This is a genomic window from Neobacillus sp. NPDC093127, from assembly GCF_044754175.1.
Classification (GTDB): domain Bacteria; phylum Bacillota; class Bacilli; order Bacillales; family Cytobacillaceae; genus Neobacillus.
Genome location: NZ_JBIVOP010000001.1, coordinates 83,228 through 108,667 on the forward strand (window position 1 = coordinate 83,228; position 25,440 = coordinate 108,667).

At 39.9% G+C, this 25,440-nt stretch carries 23 protein-coding genes and 1 pseudogene; 2 read left to right on the forward strand and 22 right to left on the reverse strand.

The window, feature by feature from the left end; translation table 11 throughout:
* Positions 1-51 precede the first annotated feature (51 nt).
* Positions 52-438, forward strand: a complete 387-nt coding sequence (locus tag ACIQCO_RS00385) for a GNAT family N-acetyltransferase (RefSeq protein ID WP_400425878.1) — start codon at positions 52-54, stop codon at positions 436-438.
* Positions 439-465: 27 nt separating this feature from the next.
* On the opposite strand, the gene ACIQCO_RS00390 is transcribed toward ACIQCO_RS00385, so the two are convergent.
* The 9 genes and pseudogenes from ACIQCO_RS00390 to ACIQCO_RS00430 all read right to left on the reverse strand — a co-directional run bounded on the left by ACIQCO_RS00390 (position 466) and on the right by ACIQCO_RS00430 (position 6,766).
* Positions 466-1,434, reverse strand: coding sequence for an NAD(P)-dependent alcohol dehydrogenase (locus ACIQCO_RS00390; protein ID WP_400424427.1), 969 nt, complete (start codon positions 1,432-1,434; stop codon positions 466-468).
* 61 nt (positions 1,435-1,495) lie between these two features.
* Positions 1,496-1,852, reverse strand: coding sequence for a hypothetical protein (locus ACIQCO_RS00395; RefSeq protein ID WP_400424430.1), 357 nt, complete (start codon positions 1,850-1,852; stop codon positions 1,496-1,498).
* Positions 1,853-1,972: 120 nt separating this feature from the next.
* The gene (locus ACIQCO_RS00400; protein WP_400425880.1) at positions 1,973-2,428 is read right to left on the reverse strand and encodes a GNAT family N-acetyltransferase; all 456 of its coding nucleotides are present in this window, start codon (positions 2,426-2,428) and stop codon (positions 1,973-1,975) included.
* A 21-nt stretch (positions 2,429-2,449) separates the two neighbouring features.
* A pseudogene (locus ACIQCO_RS00405) lies at positions 2,450-3,103 on the reverse strand (HAD family hydrolase); the annotation flags it as partial.
* A 114-nt stretch (positions 3,104-3,217) separates the two neighbouring features.
* Positions 3,218-3,796 (reverse strand): uracil-DNA glycosylase, encoded by a 579-nt coding sequence (locus ACIQCO_RS00410; protein WP_400424433.1) that lies wholly within the window; start codon positions 3,794-3,796, stop codon positions 3,218-3,220.
* A gap of 16 nt (positions 3,797-3,812) precedes the next feature.
* Positions 3,813-4,331, reverse strand: coding sequence for a hypothetical protein (locus ACIQCO_RS00415; RefSeq protein WP_400424436.1), 519 nt, complete (start codon positions 4,329-4,331; stop codon positions 3,813-3,815).
* Positions 4,332-4,411: 80 nt separating this feature from the next.
* Positions 4,412-4,972 (reverse strand): sugar O-acetyltransferase, encoded by a 561-nt coding sequence (locus ACIQCO_RS00420; RefSeq protein ID WP_400424438.1) that lies wholly within the window; start codon positions 4,970-4,972, stop codon positions 4,412-4,414.
* Positions 4,973-5,225: 253 nt separating this feature from the next.
* Entirely contained in the window at positions 5,226-6,434 is a 1,209-nt protein-coding gene (locus ACIQCO_RS00425) for a DUF2812 domain-containing protein (protein WP_400424441.1), read from the reverse strand.
* Entirely contained in the window at positions 6,431-6,766 is a 336-nt protein-coding gene (locus ACIQCO_RS00430; RefSeq protein WP_483873482.1) for a PadR family transcriptional regulator, read from the reverse strand. The genes ACIQCO_RS00425 and ACIQCO_RS00430 overlap by 4 nt, the downstream gene beginning before the upstream one ends.
* Before the next feature lie 241 nt (positions 6,767-7,007).
* Here ACIQCO_RS00430 and ACIQCO_RS00435 point away from each other — a divergent pair, with 241 nt between their 5' ends.
* A complete protein-coding gene (locus ACIQCO_RS00435) occupies positions 7,008-8,663 on the forward strand; it encodes an FAD-binding dehydrogenase (protein ID WP_400424447.1) in 1,656 nt (551 codons plus the stop codon).
* A gap of 350 nt (positions 8,664-9,013) precedes the next feature.
* Here ACIQCO_RS00435 and ACIQCO_RS00440 read toward each other — a convergent pair whose 3' ends face one another.
* From ACIQCO_RS00440 to ACIQCO_RS00500, 13 genes are all read right to left on the reverse strand, one after another.
* Positions 9,014-12,151, reverse strand: a complete 3,138-nt coding sequence (locus ACIQCO_RS00440; RefSeq protein WP_400424450.1) for an AAA family ATPase — start codon at positions 12,149-12,151, stop codon at positions 9,014-9,016.
* Positions 12,148-13,293 carry an exonuclease SbcCD subunit D gene (locus tag ACIQCO_RS00445; RefSeq protein WP_400424452.1) on the reverse strand — a complete coding sequence of 382 codons (1,146 nt, stop codon included), beginning with the start codon at positions 13,291-13,293 and terminating at the stop codon, positions 12,148-12,150. The genes ACIQCO_RS00440 and ACIQCO_RS00445 overlap by 4 nt, the downstream gene beginning before the upstream one ends.
* Before the next feature lie 147 nt (positions 13,294-13,440).
* Positions 13,441-13,641 (reverse strand): cold-shock protein, encoded by a 201-nt coding sequence (locus ACIQCO_RS00450; RefSeq protein WP_007083969.1) that lies wholly within the window; start codon positions 13,639-13,641, stop codon positions 13,441-13,443.
* 363 nt (positions 13,642-14,004) lie between these two features.
* A complete protein-coding gene (locus ACIQCO_RS00455) occupies positions 14,005-15,816 on the reverse strand; it encodes a TIGR04190 family B12-binding domain/radical SAM domain protein (RefSeq protein WP_400424457.1) in 1,812 nt (603 codons plus the stop codon).
* A gap of 160 nt (positions 15,817-15,976) precedes the next feature.
* On the reverse strand, positions 15,977-16,330 hold the full coding sequence (locus ACIQCO_RS00460) for an ArsR/SmtB family transcription factor (RefSeq protein WP_066085788.1): 354 nt from the start codon (positions 16,328-16,330) through the stop codon (positions 15,977-15,979).
* A gap of 237 nt (positions 16,331-16,567) precedes the next feature.
* Entirely contained in the window at positions 16,568-18,316 is a 1,749-nt protein-coding gene (locus ACIQCO_RS00465) for a SulP family inorganic anion transporter (protein WP_400424460.1), read from the reverse strand.
* Between the two features lie 266 nt (positions 18,317-18,582).
* Positions 18,583-19,584: an ABC transporter permease subunit gene (locus tag ACIQCO_RS00470; RefSeq protein WP_400424463.1), complete on the reverse strand. Its 1,002-nt coding sequence runs from the start codon at positions 19,582-19,584 to the stop codon at positions 18,583-18,585.
* Positions 19,581-20,291, reverse strand: coding sequence for an ABC transporter permease subunit (locus ACIQCO_RS00475; RefSeq protein ID WP_400424466.1), 711 nt, complete (start codon positions 20,289-20,291; stop codon positions 19,581-19,583). The genes ACIQCO_RS00470 and ACIQCO_RS00475 overlap by 4 nt, the downstream gene beginning before the upstream one ends.
* Positions 20,292-20,806: 515 nt before the next feature.
* Entirely contained in the window at positions 20,807-21,808 is a 1,002-nt protein-coding gene (locus ACIQCO_RS00480; RefSeq protein ID WP_400424469.1) for an ABC transporter permease, read from the reverse strand.
* On the reverse strand, positions 21,805-22,680 hold the full coding sequence (locus ACIQCO_RS00485; RefSeq protein WP_400424471.1) for an ABC transporter permease subunit: 876 nt from the start codon (positions 22,678-22,680) through the stop codon (positions 21,805-21,807). Before ACIQCO_RS00485 ends, ACIQCO_RS00480 begins: the two co-directional genes overlap by 4 nt.
* Positions 22,681-22,839: 159 nt before the next feature.
* Positions 22,840-24,300, reverse strand: a complete 1,461-nt coding sequence (locus ACIQCO_RS00490) for a DUF4153 domain-containing protein (RefSeq protein WP_400424474.1) — start codon at positions 24,298-24,300, stop codon at positions 22,840-22,842.
* A 70-nt stretch (positions 24,301-24,370) separates the two neighbouring features.
* Entirely contained in the window at positions 24,371-25,009 is a 639-nt protein-coding gene (locus ACIQCO_RS00495) for an HAAS signaling domain-containing protein (RefSeq protein WP_400424477.1), read from the reverse strand.
* On the reverse strand, positions 24,990-25,337 hold the full coding sequence (locus ACIQCO_RS00500) for a PadR family transcriptional regulator (protein ID WP_400424480.1): 348 nt from the start codon (positions 25,335-25,337) through the stop codon (positions 24,990-24,992). The genes ACIQCO_RS00495 and ACIQCO_RS00500 overlap by 20 nt, the downstream gene beginning before the upstream one ends.
* Positions 25,338-25,440: the final 103 nt, after the last annotated feature.

Consider the following 25,440-nt stretch of genomic DNA (forward strand, 5'->3'; position numbering starts at 1 on the left):
CATAACCTTATCCAATTTTATATTTATGAATTTAGCCAGTTCATCCCAACCATTGCTTTAGAATCGAAAGGGTCATACAAGCCGTTTGATTTAACAGACTACTGGAGCAGCCCGAACCTGCACCCCTTTTTCATTAAAAAGGAAGACGAACTGATTGGTTTTGCCCTTGTTGAAAGTGCCACAGAAATTGAGCCGAACGCGATACTTGAATTCTTTATTGTTCGAAAATATGCCGGTAAAGGCTATGGAAAAATGGCTGCCTATGAAATATTCACCTTATTTCCGGGTAAGTGGTTTGTCACCCAAATTGAAAAGAACTATCCTGCACAGGCTTTTTGGAGAAGTACGATTTCTAAATTTACGGGTGGAATGTTCAGCGAAAGATATGACGAAAATAGGAAGTCAATCCAAGAGTTTGATACAAACTTGCTAGTATAATAATCAGGAGTAGTGGGATTTATCCCACTACTCCACACTGATAACAACCTTCCCCTTTGCGTGTCCTTCTCCAAGGTACCGAATAGCTTCTTCCACCTGACTTAACGAATATTGTCTATCAATAACAGGTACTAGTTTACCTGAAACAAAAAGATTTTTTAAAATATCTTGATCATTTTTGTTTGGTTTATGAACTAGGATAGCCATATTCTTTCTTTCAGTTTTAGAAATCAAGGGTCCCAGGAACAATAATTGGAAAATTAGAGATAAAGAGCCTCCAACCATAACATATTTACCCTTTGGATTTAATGAACGCTTGTAATCGAAGATTGACCGAGTCCCTACAACATCAAGAATAAGATCATAAAACAGTCCCTGTTGGCTGAAATCTTCTTGAGTGTAATCAATAACATGGTCTGCGCCCAGCGCCTTTAGCATATCCAACTTAACTGTGCTGTCCACACAAGTTACTTCAGCACCATGTAATTTGGCAATCTGCAACGCAAACGTGCCCACACCACCACCGGCACCATTAATTAAAACCGTTTGCCCCTCCTGAAGCTGTCCTTTATTGCGAAGTCCCTGTAAGGCGAGAACAGCAGCTTGTGGAATTGCCGCTGCTTGTTCAAATGTCATACTCGCTGGTTTTAAGGACAAGGCATCTTCATGTATACATACATACTCTGCAAATCCACCCCAGCCACACCAAGAAATGTCCCCGAATACCTCGTCTTCTTGTTGAAGGTGTTTAACATTTCTGCCAATCGCTTCAACCCGTCCTGCTATGTCTGCTCCAAGTATCTTGTATTTTGGTTTTAGCATACCTCCCATTCGAGCCAGGAATGGTTTACCTCTTAGGAGGTCCCAGTCCCAAGAATTCACGGAAACAGCATGGACCTTTACCAATACTTCATTATCCTGTGGAGTAGGTATTTCTACTTCTTTGAGAGTAAGAACATCTCTCGTTCCGTACTTATCGTATACCATCGCCTTCATGAGGACTTCTCCTTTAATTTTCCGTCTGGGTAAAAGTATTTTTAATTTTAATACCTGAGTTTTATCGATTATCCCAAATCGAATCTAAATCTTTTATTAAACTTTCTTTTGATCTTTCGACCTTAACCAGTTGTGCATATTCCATAGCGAAGTTATATTGTTCCTTTGCAAGATCATTTTTTTCTAATAGAGCATTTGCTCGACATAGTGCTTCATAGGCATAGCCAATATAGAATGGTTCAATTTCGTTTGCCAAGCTAACTTCCAAACAACGATCTCCGTAATATAATGCTCGTTCCCCCAACCCCGCAACAGCATAAACCCTTGATAATTGCCAATATCCAATCGAGAGATTTTGCGGTGTGTGATCTACAACCTTTGTCCAATGCCAAAACGAGGTATGTGCTAGATTGATCATTTCTACCGTCTCTTCGGATGACCTTTCAGTTTTATCCAATAAATCCCACGCAGTATTAAAACAATTTATGGCTAATTGTTTGTGCGTGAATGTTGTAGTCTCTTTTACAGTTTTCATGGACTATTCCCTTCTTTTTTCAAAGTGACTTATAAATAAACCTGGAACAACCTCCATGTCAAGAACCAATTTAAATCCATTTCGCAAATATAAGTTCTTGGCTGGTGTATTATCCTTACCTGTCGAAACTTTAAAAACTAGTAAATCCGGATGTTCTTTCTCGATAAAGGTTAATAATGCTTGAGCAATTCCCTTACGAAAATGCTTGGGATGGACAACCATTCGGCAAATCGTGAGCTCGCGATCATCGATTGTATAAGAAATAGCTCCAGCCAATTCATCTCCCTCAAAGTATCCAAAGAAGGTTTCCTTACTCGATTTCAGTTCCTCCATAGATTCTTTCAACGGTGGGATATCGAAAAAATTGATTAATTCGGCTTCGATGAGATAGGAGGCTCTTTGCAAATCGAACAGAGCCCTTACTTGGTCTATATTTTGAAAATCAATCTTTTTTATCATGCGGCAATTCCCTTCTACTTTCAGTTTTTCTATTATGTATGGAATTTTCCTTAAATCCTCGATAATCATATCCGCCTCACATTCATTCCATTGAGCATCTCTTTTCCAGATTGTTTTCATTCCAACGTTCCCAGCAGCTTTTACATCGTTTTCAGGATGGTCGCCAACATAAACACTCTCATTTGCTAAAACATTTAGTTGTTTTAATGCTTTTTCAAAAATTTCCGGGTTCGGTTTTTTGATCTCCTCCCATTCGGAAATAAGAATTGTTTTAAAATACTTTTCAATACCTAATGCCTTAATATTATCCAACTGAAATTGTCCTCTTCCATTCGTGATGATGCCCATGAGGTACGATTTTTTCTTTAATTCTTCTAACATACTTATTAAATTGGGAAACGGGATACAATGATTTTTAAATTCTTCTAAGTAATCTTGAAGCAACTGTCTCCAGGTAATCCCCTTAATGTCAAATTCAGTGGTAAGTTGTTTATACACTTTATCTTTCCAAACGTAACCACGACTATCTAATTCTATGAATCTCGATGTATACAAAACTTTTGGTATAAGCCCGAGCCAATTTTTCAAGCGCTCATATTGATCATCAATAAATTTTTGGACGGAAGCATCTCGATTTAACAAAGTGCCATCAAGATCAAATATCACTGCCTTCATTGTATCGCATCTCCCTTCTTTTAAATTTCCATATTCTGAATTCTATTTTATCAATAGTCGAATAAAAAAAGCGACACTTTTAACATTTAAGTATCGCATTAGGTCGTATGTATTCTACGTTAGGTTATCGCGGTAATGCTTGGCAACAAATCCCCAATCCTCTACAAATGTTGACCAAAGATTAGGCCGGCGCCTGACAGCCAATGGGTGGTAACCTACCACTGTTGGGTAACCATGGACTTGATGGATGGCGCCTCTTAGTGACTTCACTTCTGCCTTAGAATCTTGGAAAAAGGATTGCACTGCAACATTTCCCAAGCACAGAATTAGCACAGGCTCTTTTGCCTCAAGCTGCTGGTCAAGATGGATTATACAGGTTTGACGGGTTCGTTCTTTATCATAAGCACGGACAGGCTTTCTTTTTAAAATAAACGTCACGTACAAATCTTCCATCGTTAAGCCCACTTCCACGGCCGCCTGTTGCAGCGTATGTCTTGTACCACATACAATGGCGTTCCCTTCACGATCCTCCCGTGCACCGGGATTATCCAAAATAATCATAATCGGTGCATTCGGGTTGCCTTCACCCCAGATCATTCGGGAACCATGCGCATCGAGACCGCATTTGCAGCAATTTATTTGGTCCTCTGGTGCAGGCTCTTCCGGCCAAAGAACTGGGCAAAATTCAGGCATTGATTTCCCTCCAAAATTAATCCTTATTACTATATTCTTGCTTCTCCTTCAAATATTCCTTTTCGCATTTCAGCAGCTTATAATTAACAGCGTTCCATTCCTTCTTCTTCTTTTCAATCACTTCCCATTTGAGATCAGCTAGTTTTAAATGCACTGCGACATTGGTGTTGTCCGGCTGTTTATATAGCAAATAGGCTTCCGATGGTTTTATGAACAATGTCGGCTTTCCGCGAGAGGCGACAATAAAATGTTGATGTAATGATTGATAATATTCATCGATTTCTTTCCCGCCATAGATCAGATTAGCAGCATCTAGTCCCTTGTCCGTAACCTCTATAAAGCTTCGATCATCTATGTCTAATTCCAGCCCGGTAATAATATCTTTCATGAGTGCTTTATTATACGTTAAATCTCGATTTTTCATATTTTCAATGCAATCAGGGGAAAGCCTGGGCAGCTCGTCAGCATTGACTTCTATGGAATATAAACAAACTGATAGGAATAGGCCAGCTATAATGGCAGTTGTTTTTTTCATCAAAAAATCACCCCTCAATGGATGAACATATTATTCTTCATTGCGGGGTGATCTATACAGATTGAAAGTCTTAATAAAAACTATAACTCAATATTTTTTATTATTTTAGCCGGATTTCCGCCTACGACCACATTATCGGGTACATCCTTTGTGACAACCGCCCCTGAAGCAATGACGACATTATCACCTATTTTAATACCTGGGTTTATAATCGCACCGCCGCCAATCCAAACATTATCCCCAATTTGAACGGGCGCACCGAACTCAACGCCGGAATTTCTCTCAACTGGATTCAACGGATGCCCCGCTGTATAAATATGAACACCCGGAGCAACCATACAATTCTTCCCTATCCGAATTTCGCACACGTCTAAAAATACACAATTGAAGTTGGCATAAAAATTTTCGCCGACATGAATGTTGTAGCCGTAATCACAGCGAAAGGTTGGCTCTATGTAGATATTTTCTCCTGTTGAACCAAATAATTCTTTGAGAAGTTCTGTCCGTTTGCCCCCCTCTGTTTCTGATGAAAAATTAAATAATCTTGTAAGTCTTCGTGCATTTTCCCGCTCTTTTACTAGTTCAGGATCGCCAGCAACATAAAGTTCACCGTTTATCATTTTTTCTTTTTCTGTTTTCATGGACATAGTCTCCTAATCTAAAATATTTTCTGCATCGGTTAATTATTACACTGCGGTTGAGCAACAAATAACACGTTACCGTTTTCTTCTTGCATATCTTACACCTAACACCAATAATACAGCAGCAGCTGAAAAAATAGCAGGTAAAAACTTGGATTGATTTTTTTCCTCACTGGGCTGATTTACATCAGTGACTTTTTATTAATATTTTTTTAAAATATTGCAGGTCGCAAGGGCCTTGCCCTATCTTGTGTTACAAATCATAGTCATACCGTTTTTTTAACCGAAAGTAATAAAACCAAGTTCTGATCGTGTAAGAACCAAATGAAAGGATAGCCATCACCATGATAATCAAAGTCATAATACGCATTTTATCCACTGTGTTATGAATGTACAATTCGAATCCTATGCCTAGATTTAATAGATAGGCAATAATTAACGGAAGAAAAAAACATGAATAAGCGATTGCAATCTTTCTTGCATGTTTTAATTGATCGGTTTTGTCGCTGTAGATTTGCGGCCGTTCCTCCCCCGCATTATACTCCCGGCTCCATAGCGACCATTTTTGGATCGATCCTAAGGAAACAAACACGCTTTTCCAGCCCGCTTCTCTGTGAATATCGAAGTAGCTTTCATCCGCGATGTTTTGGTAATCCGCACAATAACTTACTTTCCGTGGACGTCCAATTAAAAAATGAAAGACCGTTCCTGTCTTGCTGACACGGTAGAGATTATATCCTTGTTCTTCCATTTCCTCAAGCCATTGCTCAAGCTTATCTGGGGCATACATCCAGCCAAGCTTTCTTTTCACAATCAGTTGTCCTGAACGCTTCAACTGCTTTTCTTCCGCTTTGCTAAGTTTGCCCTCGGGCTGCATCTCAAAGTGAAGATCATCTCTAGTCTTTTCTTTAATTAAATTTTTATTGGTCCTATGAATTTTTATCACAGAATAAAGGGCAAGGACGAAAATTGCAATTACAGCACCAAAATACAAATACGTAAAAATCCAATAGGGGCTATCTACCACTTCTACCTGAGAATCCGAAGAAAAGAAAATCATTCCAAATATACTCAGAAAAATCATCATCATAATTGAAAAATAACCCACTATGCTGCCGAAAAGATACATAATAATTCGATTATGTTTGATAATGCCTTCTCGAACGGACGAGGTCTTAATTTGTTCTATCGGCTTTTCATTAGTCGTTACAAACCAGTGCCCAGTCCGCAAAACCTTTGTCCAGTCCTCTGATAATAACCCTCTTGAAAGTGACTCCCCCTGCATTTTATCAAACCCGATTCGGTAAGTTAACTTTTTAGGTTCGGCTTGTAGAAAGAAAAAGCACCGAGTTACTCGATTGATCTTTACTAAAAAATAACCATTTTCCGCCATAGAAGAGAGCCACTTTTCTGTTTTTTGAACATCATAGCTCCAGAATGGTCTAAATACTTTTTTAATCATAAAAAATCCCCCTCGAATTTCAACGCATTCTGATGCAGCTCTTTAAGCCTATTAATTTCAGAGATAATTAACTCTTTTCCAATATCAGTTACTTCATAAACTGTCTTTCTTTCCTCATCGGCGAAGACAGTGATAATCCCATCCTTCTGCATTTTTGTTAACGTACCGTACACCGTACCCGATCCCAATTGAATTCTTGAGTTTGTGATTTCCTCAACATGCTTAACAATTCCGTATCCATGGCGGGGTTCGGTTAAGGAAAGGAGAATATAAAATGCCGTTTCTGTCATCGGTATATACTTTTTCAAGACCTTTTCAATCTCCAAAAACATCACCTCACAAGTCTGATTTAATAAATTATGTCACAGATAAATATGTCTTACCGTGACTATATCACAACGTGACATATGATTCAATTCAACCTTTACTAAAATTTGTGAAATATTTGTTAGCAGTTTTAATTTGGTAAACAAGTGTTTACTCAATGCTTAAAACAGCAAAATAAATTGTGTTATAATTGTGAATATTGGCTTTTCGTGAAATTCCTACTCACCGAATAAGGAGGAATAGAATTTGAGATTTGATGTGATTGTGGTTGGGGCTGGGCTTGCAGGGTTAGTTGCAACAGCTGAGCTCGCCGATGCGGGAAAGAAAGTGCTCCTTTTAGATCAAGAACCTGAAGCGTCTCTTGGCGGACAGGCCTGGTGGTCGTTCGGAGGGTTATTTCTAGTTGATTCACCTGAACAGAGAAGAATGGGAATCAAGGATTCCCATGAGCTTGCCTGGCAGGACTGGTTAGGGTCGGCAGCGTTTGACAGAGAAGAAGATGAGGATTATTGGGGTAAAAAGTGGGCGCAAGCATATGTTGATTTCGCTACTGGTGAAAAACGTGAATGGTTATATAATATGGGCGTTCGTTTTTTCCCTGTGGTGGGTTGGGCTGAACGTGGCGGTTATCTCGCTGATGGCCATGGTAACTCCGTACCGCGATTTCACATTGTTTGGGGAACAGGACCTGGACTTGTTCGGCCATTTGAGGAGAGAGTCCGAAAAGCGATGGAAAATGGTCTTGTTGACTATCGTCCAAGGCACCGAGTCAATAAATTAATCACCGAAAATGGCGCTGTACTCGGAGTCAGTGGTGATATTCTTGTTCCAAGTTCAGTCGCGCGGGGAGAAGCAAGTTCCCGCGAGAAGATTGGCGATTTTGAGTTTCATTCGAAAGCTGTGATGGTAACAAGCGGCGGTATTGGCGGCAACCACGAACTTATCAAAAAAAATTGGCCAGAAAGGCTCGGGGCAGCACCGAAAAATATGATATCTGGGGTGCCGGAGCATGTTGATGGAAGAATGCTTGCCATTTCTGAACAAGCTGGCGGTCGAATCGTCAATCGTGATCGGATGTGGCACTATACAGAAGGCATTAAAAATTGGGGACCGGTGTGGCCGATGCACGGTATTCGCATCCTTCCGGGACCTTCATCCATTTGGCTCGATGCAAAAGGGAGGCGTTTTCCGGCACCAAACTTTCCAGGCTTCGACACATTAGGAACCCTTGATGCAATCATGAAGACTGGTTATGATTATTCCTGGTTCATATTAACGCAAAAAATTATTGAAAAAGAATTTGCCTTATCAGGGTCGGAGCAAAATCCTGATTTGACTGGGAAGAGTATTAAAAAGGTGTTGGCTCGTGTCCTCCCAGGCCCGACAGCACCTGTAAAAGCATTTATGGACAAAGGTGAGGATTTTGTTATCGCCAATACGTTGCCGGAACTAGTTGCCGGAATGAACAAGCTCACCGAGGAAAACTTACTTAATCTAGAGGAGATTGAACGGCAGATTCTTGCTAGGGATCGCGAGATTGATAATAAATTTACGAAAGACCTGCAGATAACGGCGATGCGCGGTGCACGGAATTATTTAGGCGACAAACTGATTAGAGTGGCTTCACCGCATAAAATTCTCGATCCAAAGATGGGGCCATTAATCGCTGTTCGTTTAAATATCGTTAGTCGTAAGACACTTGGCGGACTGCAAACTGATTTATCCGGCAGGGTACTAGATTCCTCTGGAAACCCGGTTCCTGGTTTATATGCTGCCGGCGAAGTTGCAGGGTTTGGCGGAGGCGGGATTCACGGTTATCGCTCATTAGAAGGAACTTTTGTTGGAGGCTGTTTGTTTACGGGAAGGCAGGCGGGGCGGGCGCTGGCGAAGGAATTAGAGTAACCAGCAAAGTAAAATAAGCGGAGATTTTCCGGTTAAATGCAGATTGGAGCTCGTTTCGGGGTAAATAAGCGGAAATTTTCCGGTTATGCCTCGAAAAATCCCCGATTTTCGAATTTTTCGAGGCATTAGACGGAATTTCTCCGTCTATTTAGGCATTTTTTAATCATATTTTCCCATTAAGCGGAATTTTTCCGTCTATTTATCAGATTTGGTAGTTCTATCGGTGACTATGCAGGTTCTATCAGAGAATTTAAAGTTTTTTTCGGTGAATCATAAAAATCAACAAAAAGAGCCAAAATAAAAGAGTATGACCCTAATTAAATCGGGACATACTCTTATTTCAACAATTCCTAATTCGTAAACATAAATTCGGTCCTGCTCCCGGTCTGATCAGCAATGACCTCGAGCCGCACATCGATCCGTTCTTTTAGTTCTGGAACGTGTGAAATGATCCCTACTAAACGGCCGCTGCTTTGGATATCCATTAATGCTTCAATTGCCTGGTCCAATGATTCAGGGTCAAGTGTACCGAATCCCTCATCAATAAACATCGTTTCCAAGGACACACCGCCGGCATAATTTTGCACCACATCTGCCAGTCCCAAAGCCAGAGATAATGAAGCTTTGAAACTTTCCCCGCCCGATAACGTTTTGACATGGCGTTCCTGACCTGTATATTGGTCAAATACCAGTAATTCCAAACCGCTTTGGGCATTTCCTTTGGCACGGTCTGTTTTTCGCAGCAATTGAAAACGCCCTGAGGTCATTTTTCGTAAGCGCACATTGGCTTCTCGTAAAATATCATCTAAGAAGGCAGCTAGGACATAACGTTCAAAGGTAATCCGGAAGTTATTTTGCCCCTTGGTAATTTCGTAAAGGTGACCAATTAACTTGTACCTTTCTTCCAGAAGCTTCATCTGCTCATTCAAGCTTTCCACCCGGGTATAAATTTCTTCATTATCCCGTTTCTTAACGAATAGATCTGTGCGCTGCTGTGTTAGTCCCTCGATTTCGTTAGTCAGCCTTGCCAGCTCAAGCTTTAATCCCTCTATATCGGGGGTTTTCACATCTGCTAATAGTTCCGTTAATTCTTCCAGTCTGTCCGAAACCGAACGTAATTCTTCGCGATAGCTGCGGATATCAGCTTCAAGACTGCGAATCTCACCTTCTGTCCGTTTAGAAGCAGCGTATAGACCATATTTTTCAAAGCCTTGCTCGGCCAGCTTATTTTTAAAGATTTCACGTTCTGTGTCAAGTTCCTGTTGCTTACTGGCTAAGTGCTTTTCTGCATCTACTAATCTTGCTGTCTCATTTGAAAGTTTTTCTTTAACTGCTTGTACGTGCTGCTGGGCCGTTTCGAGCTGTTTCACAAGTAATTCATGGCGCTTTTGAGAGGCAATTAATGCTTTTTCGTACTCCGCTTCCGACCGCAGATGCTCGGGAATGATGCTCATCATTCTCGTCAAATTTGTTTTCTTTTCGGTATATTGCACCGTTAAATCCGTCACTTCTGCCGTTAATTGTTGAATCGCGTTTTGTAAAGCAGTTTTTTCGGATTCCCGTTTCTCTAGGTCTATTTTTACTTGCCCAAGCTGCTTAATCTGCTTAGCCAGGTTCGTTTGCATTTGAATAAGAGCATTTTTCGCCGTAACGACTTCTGCTTTCACATCTGTTAAATCCGTTTCAGTAAAATCTAAACGATACGTACGAATTTCAGCGAGGATTTCCGCAACGGCTTCCTCATGCGTTCGTACGGCTGATTGTCCTTGATAAAGCTTTGCCTCATCTGCTGCCTTTTCTTTTTCCCATTTGCCAAGCTGTTCCTTTGCTGCCTTCAAATCTTCTTCGTTCGGTATGCTGCCATCATGCTGTAAAGCAGGCGTTGGATGGTCCACGGATCCGCATACTGGGCATGCTTCCCCGTCATGAAGTCTTGAAGCTAACAATGAGGCCTGACCATGAAGCCATTTTCGCTCCATGTCCTCTACAAGTGCCTTTGCATCGATAAATTTCGCAGCCGTATTTTCATAGCGGTCTGTGATTCCTTTAAGATTTTGCTCAGCCGTTTGCTTGCGTCCGAGGACTTTTTCAAATTTTTCACAGCGGTCTAGCTCCGCTTGTAGTTTTTCCACTTGCCTTTCATTTTCTAAATAGGTTAGCTGCCCCTTTTCGATCTCGGCCTTTTGCTGAAGAAGGGATTTCACCATTTCTTCATTTTGTTTAACATTTCTTTCTGAGGTTTGCAGCTTTTCCTTAGCCGCTTTTAAAAATGCTCCCTTTAATGCCGTCTCTTTTACCAATGCAGCATATGAATAGACGTCGTCTTTCATATTGGCTAACCGATTCGCCTCATTTAGCGCAGCCTGCCGCTCGCCTTCCCGTTCCAGCTCAACCCGAAGCTGCTCTTCATGCTGTTTGGCAAGCCCGTTCAAGTTTTCGATTTTCACTTGGAGCGAATTCACATTTGCCTCCAGCTGGTCTGCATCGCGTTTTAAGCGATGGCAAAGCTCCTCCTGCTTAGCCAATAAAGCCGCTTTTTGCGCTCGTTGAACCTGCTCTTCTTTTTCTACAAATAATTCTTTCTGAGATTCGAGCTGGACTTTTTTCTCCTTCAATCCCTCTTTCGTTTCCAGTTGTTTCAAAATCGCTTCTGCTTCAAAAAGCTGACCCTTTAACCGGTCCTGCTCCTGAACTTTGGCTTTTAATTGGCTGTCCAGTTGTTCGATCAATTCGCCCATACCGGATATTTCAGTTTGTAAAAGCGGCATGATAATGGTGTCATTCACACTTCCCGCTTCAAGGTAATCATGGAGCTCTTTGTTTGTTACTGCTTGAATGCGGCGAATCGCTTCATTTCGTGCCTGCACTTGGTCCTCAACCGACCGTTTCAGCTCAGTTGCTTCTAGCTTTAGCTTTTCTTCAACCATTTTATAAAGCTGAGTATGAAACAGCCGCTGAAGGATGACTTCCTTGTCCTTGCTGTCAGAGGTTAACAACTTGCGGAATTCCCCCTGCGGAATCATTAATATCTGCCGGAATTGGTTGGCATCAATCAGCATGATTTCTTTAATTTTTTCCTCGACATCACTGATTTTCGAAGCAATCAGTTTTTTCTCGCCATTAGCGTCCCAGCTATACAATTCTGCTTTTGCTCCAAGCTGGGTAAAGCCTTCACCCTTGTCCTTCTTCTTCAGCTGCTGGGGTGACCTGGTAATCGAATACACAATGTTCCGAAGTGAAAAATCAAGTGAAACCTCTGTTAACAGGCTGTCGGCGGCAAATTGGCTGCGGAGCTCAGGGCCATTGCGATCCTCTCCACTCGCTTTTCCGTAAATCGCATAAGTAATCGCATCGAATATCGTGGTTTTCCCGGAACCGGTTTTTCCGGAAATGACAAACATCGTCCGGTTGCCGAGCGCGGTAAAATCAATTGATTCACTGCCTGCATATGGGCCAAATGCCTGCATCGTCAGTTTTAACGGTTTCATTTCAACCCTTCCTCTCTTAGCACTTTTTCAATTACCGCAGTCATTGCTTCTTTTTTACCCGGCGTAAATTCAGAAGTGGTCATTTCTGTGTAAAATTGTTCGAACAACTCAATCTCCGACTTCTTTTCATTACGAATCGCGTTGAAGGATTGTTTCTTCTTCAAATCGGTAAGATCGATTTTTCGTTCCAGGTGAAGGACATTCGGGTATATTTGCCGCAATTTATTAATCGGATCAATCAATGCCCCTTCATCCAACAAGGTGATTTTTAAATAATCCTCGATTCGTTCTTTTTCATAAAATTGGGGATCTAGAAATTCTTCCAAATGCCCTTCTAACTCCCGCATATCATGCTTTGGTGTGAGCGAACGGTAACGATGGGTAAAACCCCCTTTTTCATTCATCTCAATAATCGAAATCGACTTTCTTTGTTTTGCTTCGGAAAAAGAATATTTTAAGAGAGAACCAGAGTATTTCACTTTATCATGGTTAATGGCATCGGGACTATGCAGGTGGCCAAGTGCAGTATAGGAAAACGGTTCAAACAATTCGGCACCCACACATCCCGACCCACCTACGGATAATATTCGTTCAGAATCAGAAGTTTGGCCGCCTAAGACAAAGGCATGTCCAACTAAAACGTTCGGCTCATTCGGTTTTATCGTTTCTTCCATTTTGCCAATCAGCGCCTTCATCGCATCCTGATGTGAGTGAATCGAATCATCCTCAAGCAGCTGGCGGACGAGGCCTGGCTCTGCGTATGGAACTAGATAGAAATTCACTCCATTGATTTGCACCGGCTTAAAGCTGTTGCTTAATTTTCCTGACAAATAGAATTGACTATGCTTATACCACGAGCTGCCAAACGAGAGTCTTTCTGCACTATCATGATTTCCAGCGATTGCGACAACTGGTGTTTTTAGCTCGACATTAATTTTAAAAAGAATTTCATCTAGTAATTCAACGGCATCCGTTGGCGGCACGGAACGGTCATAAAGATCACCAGCAATGACCACAGCGTCCGGCTTCTCTTCAGCGACGATTGCCACAAATTGCTCAAGTGCTTCCCGTTGATTCTCGGTCATATAAACACCATGAACTAATTTACCTAAATGCCAATCAGCGGTATGGATAAATTTCATCTACTTCACCCCAGTTATTATTCAATATTATTATTATAACAAAATACCAATATGAAAAGATTTGGAAATTCTATGGAATTTGAAATTTAGACAACAAAAAACAGCCCGGCGCATAAGTCCGGGCTGTTGTCATTAGTTTTTTTAAGATTACTTTTTAGTTACGTTAGCAGCTTGTGGTCCACGAGCTCCTTCAACTACTTCGAAAGATACTTCTTGACCTTCTTCTAAAGTTTTGAAACCTTCTGTTTGGATGGCAGAATAATGAACGAATACGTCGTTACCGTCCTCAGCTTCGATGAATCCGAAACCTTTTTCTGAGTTAAACCATTTAACTTTACCGTTTTTCATGTAAAAAAATCCTCCTATTGGCTTATAAACGTAAGCCATGTGTAAATTCACCAAATTACAACGTGATAGCTTTACCTTCATTTTCTTATCCAAAAATCGGTTAAAACTTTGAACAAGCTAGTAAAATATAAATCTAATCTCGTGCAACGGCTGATTAAAATTTATCATATTTTTTGCCAAAATGTCAAGGAAGGAATGAGCGACAAAAGCCTACAGAATTCTACATTTCCCCCCTACTTTCCGAAGGTTTTTTTCGTCTAAATAGGATTCACGCTCAGCCCATCCAGACACAATGTCGTATTTTGCAGGAAAATAATTGTCGACGAATTTTGAATTTACAGATAATCACTGTTTTTTAAGTTACTATTCCTTTATCTTTCCATTTTGGGAAATGGAGGTTACCGCGATATTCCGGTCAATTTTTCCCAGCCGGCACTTTATTCCCTTAATTATGTCACCCACTAATAATTCTAAGCCGATAAAGGTCAACGAAGGGAAATCAGCAAACAGCTTTTTTACTTCCCATTTCAGTTCATTCTTCCCACAGATGCTGTGCCGATTGATTTGATCTATTTCATCTTTAATTAATGCCATCGCCGCCTTTTGTTCATCCTGCGATAGAAGTGCCAGTTCATCCAGCCGCTTGAGGAATTCGACTGATTTTTTTATTTTAATTGCTACCTCATCATGAACCTCCTTCGTTACGATCTTATTATTGTATTTAAATTCATTCAATTTTAAAGCAGAATCATAGGTGGCTCTAACGATGTCCTCTCTGGTCATTTTGTTCGTTTCGTAGCTGAGCATGTTTTTCCATGAAGGCTGTTTCATTGCCGCCCGGAAGTCTTCAAGCTGATGGCAGAATTTTTTATAACCAAATGTTTCCGGGTGCTCAAAGGCTGGACTGCCGGGATCAAGAAATGGCGAAAGCGGTGCAACAAAATACGAAATACGCAGATCTTCATCACACTCTTTGTGAATAATTTCACAAAAATCGACATTCCGCATTGCACTATCATAATCTTGGTTAGGTATCCCTGTCATAAAGAATAAATCAATCTTAGCACAGCCATGTTTTAAGGCATATTGGAGCATTTTGATTACCTTGGCATTTGTACATGGAAGCTTACCATTATATTTGCGAATATCTTCATCTGCCGATTCAAGCGTAAGCTCAATACTATATTTAGGCATTGCCTTGTTAAGGCGCTTGAAAAATTCTTCATCTGCAAAATTAAACAATTCGAAAACAATTTCGTTCTTCAAGTCCATTTTTTCTAATCCGGTTAAGAATTCATCCACGTACTCTTTGCCGCCCTGCCTGATATCATTTAATAGGAAAATCGGTGCCCGGGTGAAGCGTTGAATGAACGCGATATCCTCCAGCATTTTCTTCGGCGAGCGCATCACCAGTTTTTTTCGATTACAGTTAAGCTCGTAGGCATCTTTAGAGCCGCCGCAAATTAAACAATTATACGTACAGCCTTTTGAAGTTAGGATGGCCGTATTTGGGTATTGGAGCCACCCCTTGTAGGGCAATGGGTCTAACAGATTAAAATACTTGAAGACAGAGCGAATGATATAACGGTAGCCCGGTAAATTAAACTCATCCAGACTGTCAGGCACATAGGTCATCTCGTTATAATGGCAGGAATCCCCGCGTTTCCAAGTTAAATTCGGAATATCGAAAAAACTGTCATTTAATTTATTTTCAAGCTTATTCAGCAGCATCAGAATCAATTTTTCGGTTGTATCGCCGCGGATAACAAAATCGATACAAGGATAGCCAATTAATTCCTTATGAAAATAAGTACTGGAAAGCCCCCCGAACATTACTGGAGTATCTGGGTGATATTTCTTTATGATCTTTGCCAGTTCTACGCTGCCATGGGCATGAGGGAGCCAGTGAAGATCAATGCCAAACGCCTTTGTTTTTATTTTTCTGATTTTCTTTTCGACGTCAAAATTGGGATTTAGCAGCATCCGATTAGCGATATTGATAATCTTCACTTTTAGCCCAAAACGTTCAAGATAATCTCCGATGCTTGTTAATCCGATTGGGTACATTTCAAATACAGGGGAAGACGGAACGACATCGCTGATAGGACCGGTAAACAGCATCTCTTTGCGGAAATCATAAACCGTAGGCGGATGAAGCAATACCAAATCATACATTTTCAATCACCTTCCTAATATTCTATATCTAGTACTACTACCTTAATAATAATCTATTCTTTGGGTAAAAAACTGGATCAAATATTACAAAATAACGATAATTACCAAAATATAACAATAAACTCTTTTTCACCTTTAATATAGAAAAAAACCGAAGAATTTAATTCTTCGGTGATGTTATCAGGTCATCATCCTCTTTAAACTTATCTAATATCGTGATGGTATCAACGAGATGGTTGTTAAATATTTGCCTTGCAACGGCTAACAATTCAATAATCATCGGATCCTTTAATGTGTAGATGACTTTATTTCCTTCTTTTGTACCCGAAACAATATTCTTTGCTCTTAGAATGGTAAGTTGCTGTGAAACAGCTGAGCCTTCACTGCCAACAAGGGTTTGAATTTCGTTTACATTCTTATCCCCTTCTGCTAGCAGCTCTAAAATCCGAATCCGTAATGGATGGGCTAATGCTTTGAAAAACTCCGCTTTAAATCGCTGCATTTCCAAATTCAATTCATCATCACCTTTCTTAGAAAAGCGTAAGCGCCCTGGTTAGCGGCGTATGGCCTCCTCGAAAAAGCTTTCGCTTTTTCTTCGTGCGATGCCTATGCTGCCGAAGCTTTCCTTGTGGAGCGCTCCAACTGAGATAAAGGAAACACGGAGAGCGAAGCGATCCGATGTTGACTTATCGTAGGGCGGAGTGCGAAGGACACTAGCCGCTAGGGCGCTGGAGCTAGACAATACTTATAACTAGAAGGTAGCTGTGAGTTTTTTCCTGCTTCCTTCTACCGCCTCCGCAGTTGATAGTTTTTGGCATTCTCTGAAAGCAAAATGTTTGCAGCCGAGGCATTTATTTTTATTAATTTGCGATAGTGCATATTGAATGGCCACTCCAGTATGTTCAAAGAAATGGTCCTCACCAATCACTTGATATAGCCCTGTTTTTCGCAAAACACTTTCCGGCTGTGGATTTAAACCCGATATCAATACTATACCATTTTTCGAAAAATGGTGAACAATCCGTGCTAAATTCGCTTCCCCTGTTGTATCGATAAACGGAACTCTCCCCATTCTTAGCAAAAGAACTTTTGGCCGATAATTGATTGTCTTCATAATCGTTTCTTCAAATGTTAGCGCTGCTCCAAAAAATAACGGCCCTTCGACATTAAAGATACTAATTTGTGGACAGTCGTGTGTATCGGTAACCATACCGGTCTCAACCTTTTCGTGTTTCGTATCAGGGTTGGGCAGTACCTTTTCTGTTACCATCACATCACTCATCCGTTTGGCAAACAGAATTGCCGACATGATTAGACCGACTTGGACGGCCATCGTCAAATTGACAAAAACGGTTAATAAAAACGTAACGACCAGCACAAGTGAATCGGTTGATTTTGTTTTTAAAATATGGGTGAACACTTTTCGCTCACTCATGTTCCAGGCAACCACCATGAGGATGGGGGCCATGCTTGCTAATGGAATATAGGATGCATAGGGCGCAAAAAACAATAAGACGAGTAATACTACTACCCCATGGATGATTCCCGAAAAAGGAGAAACAGCTCCATTCTTAATATTTGTTGCCGTCCGGGCAATCGCACCGGTCGCCGGAATTCCACCAAATAATGGCGTGATCATGTTGGCAATCCCCTGACCAACTAATTCCTTATTGCTGTTATGTTTACTATTCGTCATCCCATCTGCGACAACGGCCGAAAGCAGGGATTCAATACCGCCAAGCATGGCAATAATGAATGCAGGCTTGATTAGTTTAATAATTATCTCCATATTAATGTTCGGAATATGGAGATGCGGTAATGAACTTGGGATTTCACCATAAGCAGTTCCAATTGTAGCCACCTGAGTTGGGAAAAACAATGTTGCAATCAAGGTAGAAACAATTAAACCAATAAGCGGTCCAGGAACCTTCGGGGCAATCTTTGGCGTTAGGATCACGGTTACTAAACAAATCGCTGCCGTTAACACACTATAAATACTGGCTGCATTTAGATGGATAAAAATCTCTTGAATGTTTCTGATAAATTCCTCATGCTTCTTTAGTCCCTCTAAACCTAGGAAACTAGCTAACTGACCTGTAAAAATGGTGACAGCTATTCCGGTGGTGAACCCGATTGTGACCGGTCTGGGAATATATTTTATCAAGGAACCCAGTTTAAAAATACCCATTAACAGGAGAATAACCCCAGCCATAAAACCGGCAATGAGTAAATTTTCATAGCCGTAGGTCATGACAATTCCAAATAATATCGGAATAAATGCCCCGGTCGGTCCGCCGATTTGATACTTTGAGCCGCCAAATAACGAGATGAGAATCCCAGCAACAATAGTCGTATAGATTCCATACTCTGGCTTCACCCCTGAAGCAATTGCGAATGCCATGCCAAGCGGAATCGCAATGACCCCAACAATCACCCCTGCCAGGAGGTCCTTGGGCAGGCTACTTAAGGAATAATGATGGAACCTTTTGTCAGTAAACATATTCACCCTTCTTATCTTTCATTTATATATCTGATTATTTGAATATACGATAATAAATAATGATAAGCAAGTGTTTTATTCAGAAATATTTCACTTGTATTTTGTGTATTTCTCGTGTTATACTAGCAAAGCGATGAGCTGAGTTGTGTAAGTCGAGAAACATTCCTTAATGGAGCGCACTATGTGGAGTGTGGTTTTTCGCCTCAATACGCAAAGACGTCTGTTTATACAGACGTCTTTTTTTATTGCATTCTCAATTTTACACCCTAAAGCTTCTGAACAAATTCAAATAATCCGCGTCTAGCAGTGGAGCGCGCATCAGCCCGTGCACCCCTTTTCTGCTTTTGTTTCTTCTTGACAACCTGGAAGCCATTTAAGTTTTCTTCCAATTCCTTCTTAATTAAATTGATGATCACAATCACAACAAAGTACCCAATGACTGGACTCAAGATTGCCCATGGAGCACGGATAATTTCGCTAAAATTCTGCCCAATTAAACCGGCCCATTCATTGGATAAGGATGCCGGCTTTTCTGGAGAATCATAGCCAAAAACCCCTGCCCTGTTCCGTCCCCCCAGAAACATGCCAAATAGACCAAGCTGCATCGTAATATGGAGAGTACTAATAATCTGCTGAACAGTAAATAAAATACCATAAGAGCCAATATAGGGACGCAAATGTTTCCTAACAATATGAAGTCTGCCTGCCCCCATTAAGAATGAGCTTTGCACAAATGACGTTTTTATTAATTCATCCGTTACATCTGATGCGAATAGGGTAACCGATGGAAAGCCAATAAAAACAAGAATCATAATTTGATAGGTGACAATGATAGATACGGGCGCATCAGAAAAATTTCCGACAATCGGGAGCATTAAAATAATCCCTAGAAGAATCGATGGTATATAGCGAAAAGTTAAAAAAAAGTCTTTAAAATAACTTTTTAAAAAGGGAGCCCAAAGGGACAGAATGATACCGAAAAGCCCGCCTAGAATCACTCTTAATACAGCGACTCCAAAAGCTGTTATTAACGTAAATTTGGCTCCATAAAGTAATAGCCAGTGTATATCCTCGCCATTTCGATTGGTTCCCAGTAAATGATTTTCCGAAGGAGGAAACGGTGCCCGGCCAATAACTGTGCCTTGATCATCTTTCACTAAAACCTGATGATTAAAATCCATGGGTCCGTAATAAGGATATAAAATACTCATTACTAGCAGGAGAAGGAGTAAGGATGAACCAATGATTGTCTTTCTATATTTTCTCATATACTCACTGCCTCTTTCCCTTTGATAAACTTAGAAATGAACCATGCCAATGCTTCCATAACCAGGAGCGGAATGGCTAACATCAATAAACAAGCTACTAGTGACGCGAAATCTCCGCCCATAAACAGGAGCTTTAGAAATTGCTGCGTAAAGCCATTAATGTTAAACACGTATTCAACAAGATAAATATTCGATAATAAAACCCAGACAATCGTTCGCAGCTGCAATATTAAAAGTGGAAAAATGTTTCTCATAATATGTATAAGTATTATTCTTAACCGGCCAATTCCTTTTGCTTTCGCGTAAAGTACATATTGCTGATTTTGTTCTTCATTGATGACTTTTACAAGGAACTGTAGCAATAAGAACAGCGGGAGAAAAGAAACTGTCATGATTGGAACAAAATACGGTTTATTACCAAATACCCCATAAAGCTGTAAAAACTTTAATCCCGTTGTTTTATATAGGCTGATAACAAAAAACATAAACAAAAGAATCACTAGTAAATCTGGCACGGCCTCAAAAAAATTAATGCCGTTTTTTAAGCGATTGCTTACTTTTTCTGGTGTTAGCATAATCAAAATAGAAATGACTATGGCTAGGAAAATGATAACGATAAGGCTCCCACCAAGAATCGTCATCGTGTACTGATAACTATTGGTTATGTCTAATTCCTTAAAAAACTCTAGGTAGCTACTATCATTCATTTGGGTTAACGATTGAAAATTAAACTTAAGACCATTCCAAAAGGTCCTAAAATCGACCAGCACTGTATCCTCCGCGCTCCCAAAAACCAATGGTAACGTGAAAATAAATAGGAATCCGAAAAGGATCAAAATTATTCTAATAAGCGAGCGTAATAAACGTTTCATCTCATCCCCCACATTTTAAGAAAAGCGCAAGCACCCTGGTCAGCGGCGTATGGCCTGGAGCGCTCCAACTGAGATAAAGGAAACACGGTGAGCGGAGCGAACCGATGTTGACTTATCGTAGGGCGGAGAGCGAAGGACATTAGCCGCTAGGGTGCTGGAGCTAGACAATTCTCAAAGTTTAATAATATTAATTCAGATATAATAAAAAATTAGTCCTCTCTCTTTTTACCATTTAATTAGTATTTTTGCAATATTCCTAATTTATATAAACGCTAAAAATCGCAACACAGTCTTTGGCAATCAAAAAGGCCTGCCATTTTACCGGCATGCCTGATTGCTATGATAAATTTTCAATCATGTAAAAAATCGAATTTACCTGTGTGAGTTTGAGCAGCTGGAAGTGGTTTTTCCTTCTTTCTTTTCCGTTTCAATTTCATCAATGCTAACCCGTGAATATTATTCTCAAGTTCCTTTTTGATCATATTGATAATCAAAATAAGAAGGAAAAAGCCCATTAATGGAGCGAAGACAATCCAAGGCATTCGGGTAAACTCAGTAAAATTCTGCCCGATTAACCCTGCCCAATCATAAGATAAGGATGCTAGCTTGGGCCTTCCATAGGGGTCATCATATCCAAATATCCCAGCCCGATTGGCCCCGCCAAGAAAAAGTTCAAAAATACTAAGCTGCATGATGATTTGCAGTGTACTTAAAATCTGCTGAACGGTAAATAAGATTCCGTAGGAGCGCATATATGGCAACAATTGCCGTTTAATAATATGGAGTTTCCCCGCTCCCATTAAATAGGAACTTTGAACAAATGAAGTTTTCAATAATTCATCTGTTATATCTGCCGCAAAAACAGTAACTGAAGGGAATCCAATAAAAACTAAAATAATCAGTTGATAGGTAACAATGGAAGATATGGTAACACCATCTGGGAACTTAATCGGTACCATCAATATAATCGCAATTAAGATGGACGGAATATAACGCATTGTTAGGAAAAAGTCTTTAAAATACCTTTTTAAAAATGGCGCCCAAAGTGAAATAATCAGCCCAACAATCCCGCCAAAAATGACTCTTAGAATGGCAACGCTAAAAGCTGCAATTAACGTAAATTTCACACCATAGAGTAAAACCCAATGCAAATCCTCACCATTACGCGTGGTTCCAAGCCAATGTTGTTCTGATGGAGGAAACGGAGCCCTGTCGATTACTCTCCCATTTTCATCGTGAATCAATACTTTATGATTAAAATCAGCCGGACCATATAATGGGTATAAACAACTCATCAAAAATATAATTAGCAGTAAGGAAGAGCCGATGATTGTCTTCTTATAACGCCTCATAAACTAACCGCCTCCGTCCCTTTAATCCGTTTTGAAACCAACCAACCTGCCGCCTCAATTACCAGCAGCGGGAGGGATAACATCAATAGACAGGCAACAAGCGAAGCAAAATCTCCGCCTTGATAAATGATAATCACAAACTGCTTAGTAAATCCGTTAATATTAAACATATATTCGACCAGATAAATATTCGATAACAATACCCAAATAACAGTTCTTAATTGTAAAACGATTAACGGTAAAATATTTCGAATCATATGTACGAGTAAGGTTCTTAACCGCCCTATTCCCTTTGCTTTCACATATTGAACATAAAGCTGATTTTGTTCCTCGGTAATCACCTGAATTAGAAATTGTAACAGCAGGAACAGCGGCAGGAAAGAAACTGTAATAATTGGAATAAAATACGGCTTCACACCAAAGACTCCGTATAGCCGTAAAAACTTGAATCCTGTAGCTTTATAAAGTGTGATAACAAAAAACTGAAACAGAAAAATAATAAGTAAATCAGGTACCGCCTCGAAAAAATTGACACCATTTTTCATGAAATTTCTAACCTTTTCCGGGGCCATCATAATCAAAATCATTGTAACCATCGCAATTAGGATGATACTGGTAAGGCTAATAATCAGGATAGACATGGTATACTGATAGCTTCCCGTTATATCCAGTTGTTTAAATAAGCTTAAATACATGTCATCCCTTATTTGAAATAAAAATTGAAGGTTATTCTTTACAACCTCCCAAAACTGATCGAAATGAATTTCTACCGAATCCACTCCGATTCCCAGTATTAAAGGAAGATTAAAAATAAAGAGAAACCCGGAAAGGACCAAAGCTATTCTAAAAAGTGCACTTATCAACCGTTTCATTTTACACCCCGCGAAAAATTTAAATTCATTATCTCTTTTCCCCCTCAATAATCGTAATCTGCCTTTTGGAAATATTCTCAATTTTATTAGACGGAAATAAAGGAAATAAGTTTCAAAAAATAGAAAAAGCATGCAAATTACTCGCATGCCATTTCGTTCTTAGTTTAGTTGGAGATTTAGTAATTTTTCTGTAACTTGAGTTCGTTTTAGATTATAAGATTGCCAAGCATGGCTGTCTGATTTGGCTTCGTCTTGCCGCTCAAGCAAAATCGTTTCTAACTCGGGGATATGCTTATCCTTTTCATAAAGCTCGATTAATCCAAGTACACCTGTTGACGATAAATGGTTTAGATAGTGAACATCAATTTTCCCGCTGACCTCATAGCGATTAAGATTTTCTTTAACGACAATTTTGTCTAAATCAATGACCGTTATCACCGTAAAGTATATTAATGAAGAAATGAAATAGAAGTGCAACAATGACAGCTTCTCAATCCAAATTTTCACCAATGTATAGGTAAAGATGACCGCTAGAAAAATCATAAAGGAATGGACGAGGACCCTGATGAAAGAAAAGCCATACGCGTCCTCATACAAACTTAACCGTAAAAAGGCAGAACTTAACATCACCGAACTTGCCAGGACGAGAACAGTTAGCATGACTTGTGTCAATCGTTTCATGAGACTCGTTGTCCGATTAACAAAGGTTAGCACAGCCACGGTTATCGACAAATTGATGAGTGTAACAAATAAAAGTTCAAAGAATCCTTTACGAGCGTATTCTGCGTAAGTAAAGTCTCCCTGCAAAGTACCGCTGAAGAAATACTTAAACTGGACAAGTGTAAATAATACATAAACCGTATTGATTAAAATGAGCACGGTTATTGTGATAATCGAATCGAGTTGAACCACTTGATGATCTGTTTGCTGCTTCATTACCTTTATTTGTTTTTTAATCAGCACCTGCATGAAGCCAAAGAAGGCTGCAGTACAGAAGAGGATAATGATAAATCGGATAACCCCTTCCGTATCAAAAATATGGAACCAATCTGGAATATTGCCAATTAATCGTTCAAACTGTGTATCTGCCGACATAAGCAATCTTAAGACGATTAACAACACTGGAACGGAAATCAATACACCAATCATTACTTTTTTCCAGATGATTAATTTATCCTCGGCAACTCCCTGCTTCAAACCTTTTCCAAATAGACCGGCAAAAGCAGCGTTATATTTTACAGCATCTAAAAGCCTTGTGAAAAAATAGCTGACAAATGCCGACTGGTTCCATTTAAAGGTTTTTGGACTCGTAACTAAGACAAGATGAAATAGAACTAAGCAAGGAATCACCAAAATATTAAGGGCGTAAAAAAACAGATTGTCATTTAAGAAATAGCTTGCCGAGAGCAGCCAAATACAGCAAATAACCAAGTACCCGATTCGCTGATGGGAAAATGGAAAGCGTCGATAGCGCCACATAAATACGGCGTAGAAAGCTAAAATAAACACGAAATAGGAAATTCCAATTTTATCACGAAAAAAAGCTTCCTCCGCTAAAATACCGAGCAGCAGGCACAAAACTAAAAAGAGCCAATCTAATTTACCAATTTTCATTTCCATATTCATCCCTCTTTTAATGTAGAATTTCTATATATATAGTTTTACTAGGTATATTTGCAAAAAAAACTGCCTATATCGAAGCTTTCCGCCCCCAGCGGTAGCCAATCCAGCTTACTGGGTAAAGGATACCAGTAAAAATGATACAAGCAATGATAAACGTTTTGGTTAATAACGGAGCGAACCACGAATGCGGTATAATCTTAAAAACGACTAATAGCATTAGCACTATATTTGGAATGAGTGCAAGCAAAAATGTCTTTCTTAAGAGCCTTCTCCCACTGTGTCCAAACCCTTTGCCGATTTCGTATCCTAGCAAGGCCCAGAAAAACAAATACAAAAAGGCTAATAAGGTAGGAATCGATGCTAACTGATTCCAAATCGCCGACAGCCACTGCCATTGATAAAGATTATGTGCCAGTGTTAATAAACTGCCTCCGCCAAAAAAAAGGATATTAAGCAGTATAAACAGCCACTTCATATTACTCGGGGTAACAGTTAGCTCTTCTTTCCACAAGGCGGTAATTTCTTCAGGGCTTCCCAGTCTTGAAATAATTCTATCTGTAATCTCCGCTTCGTTCGTACAGTCAAAGGATTCAATAATAATTTCATCTATGTGCGACTCATATTCAAGAAGGATACTTTCTTTATCTGGATGGCTTCCAAGCCCGATCGCTAGTTCTTCGAGAAACCTATTCTTCGGCTGGTCCATGCTTCGTTCTCCCAATCACCTTGTTCATTACTTGAACAAAGTCCCGCCATTCACGTGTTTTTTCATCTAATAATTCTTTTCCTGCCAGGGTAATCCGGTAATATTTACGCGCCGGACCTTTCTCCTGCTCCTGCCAATAGCATTCGATGTACTCTTGCTTTTCGAGTTTATGGAGCGCAGGATATAATGTCCCTTCTTTCACGCTCAAGCCATTGTCACTGCGCTTCTCTAATTCTTTGACTAATTCATAACCATACATATCCCTCTCATTTAATAATTGAAGGAGGATTAGTGATGTACTGCCTTTTACCAACTCACGATTAAACATTTTCTCACCTACCTAGGTATATTAGGTACATAGAAATTCTACACCGTCACAAATATTTTGTAAAGTCTTTTAAAAAAATAGTGACGATTTATGCATCGTCACT

What these genes read in the sequence shown, in the direction of transcription:
- ACIQCO_RS00390 (WP_400424427.1), bottom strand. Translation starts at nt 1,434, where the DNA reads ATGAAGGCGATGGTATACGATAAGTACGGAACGAGAGATGTTCTTACT.
- ACIQCO_RS00395 (WP_400424430.1), bottom strand. Translation starts at nt 1,852, where the DNA reads ATGATCAATCTAGCACATACCTCGTTTTGGCATTGGACAAAGGTTGTA.
- ACIQCO_RS00400 (WP_400425880.1), bottom strand. Translation starts at nt 2,428, where the DNA reads ATGATAAAAAAGATTGATTTTCAAAATATAGACCAAGTAAGGGCTCTG.
- ACIQCO_RS00410 (WP_400424433.1), bottom strand. Translation starts at nt 3,796, where the DNA reads ATGCCTGAATTTTGCCCAGTTCTTTGGCCGGAAGAGCCTGCACCAGAG.
- ACIQCO_RS00415 (WP_400424436.1), bottom strand. Translation starts at nt 4,331, where the DNA reads ATGAAAAAAACAACTGCCATTATAGCTGGCCTATTCCTATCAGTTTGT.
- ACIQCO_RS00420 (WP_400424438.1), bottom strand. Translation starts at nt 4,972, where the DNA reads ATGAAAACAGAAAAAGAAAAAATGATAAACGGTGAACTTTATGTTGCT.
- ACIQCO_RS00425 (WP_400424441.1), bottom strand. Translation starts at nt 6,434, where the DNA reads ATGATTAAAAAAGTATTTAGACCATTCTGGAGCTATGATGTTCAAAAA.
- ACIQCO_RS00430 (WP_483873482.1), bottom strand. Translation starts at nt 6,766, where the DNA reads ATGTTTTTGGAGATTGAAAAGGTCTTGAAAAAGTATATACCGATGACA.
- ACIQCO_RS00440 (WP_400424450.1), bottom strand. Translation starts at nt 12,151, where the DNA reads ATGAAACCGTTAAAACTGACGATGCAGGCATTTGGCCCATATGCAGGC.
- ACIQCO_RS00445 (WP_400424452.1), bottom strand. Translation starts at nt 13,293, where the DNA reads ATGAAATTTATCCATACCGCTGATTGGCATTTAGGTAAATTAGTTCAT.
- ACIQCO_RS00450 (WP_007083969.1), bottom strand. Translation starts at nt 13,641, where the DNA reads ATGAAAAACGGTAAAGTTAAATGGTTTAACTCAGAAAAAGGTTTCGGA.
- ACIQCO_RS00455 (WP_400424457.1), bottom strand. Translation starts at nt 15,816, where the DNA reads ATGTATGATTTGGTATTGCTTCATCCGCCTACGGTTTATGATTTCCGC.
- ACIQCO_RS00465 (WP_400424460.1), bottom strand. Translation starts at nt 18,316, where the DNA reads ATGTTTACTGACAAAAGGTTCCATCATTATTCCTTAAGTAGCCTGCCC.
- ACIQCO_RS00470 (WP_400424463.1), bottom strand. Translation starts at nt 19,584, where the DNA reads ATGAGAAAATATAGAAAGACAATCATTGGTTCATCCTTACTCCTTCTC.
- ACIQCO_RS00475 (WP_400424466.1), bottom strand. Translation starts at nt 20,291, where the DNA reads ATGAATGATAGTAGCTACCTAGAGTTTTTTAAGGAATTAGACATAACC.
- ACIQCO_RS00480 (WP_400424469.1), bottom strand. Translation starts at nt 21,808, where the DNA reads ATGAGGCGTTATAAGAAGACAATCATCGGCTCTTCCTTACTGCTAATT.
- ACIQCO_RS00485 (WP_400424471.1), bottom strand. Translation starts at nt 22,680, where the DNA reads ATGAAACGGTTGATAAGTGCACTTTTTAGAATAGCTTTGGTCCTTTCC.
- ACIQCO_RS00490 (WP_400424474.1), bottom strand. Translation starts at nt 24,300, where the DNA reads ATGGAAATGAAAATTGGTAAATTAGATTGGCTCTTTTTAGTTTTGTGC.
- ACIQCO_RS00495 (WP_400424477.1), bottom strand. Translation starts at nt 25,009, where the DNA reads ATGGACCAGCCGAAGAATAGGTTTCTCGAAGAACTAGCGATCGGGCTT.
- ACIQCO_RS00500 (WP_400424480.1), bottom strand. Translation starts at nt 25,337, where the DNA reads ATGTTTAATCGTGAGTTGGTAAAAGGCAGTACATCACTAATCCTCCTT.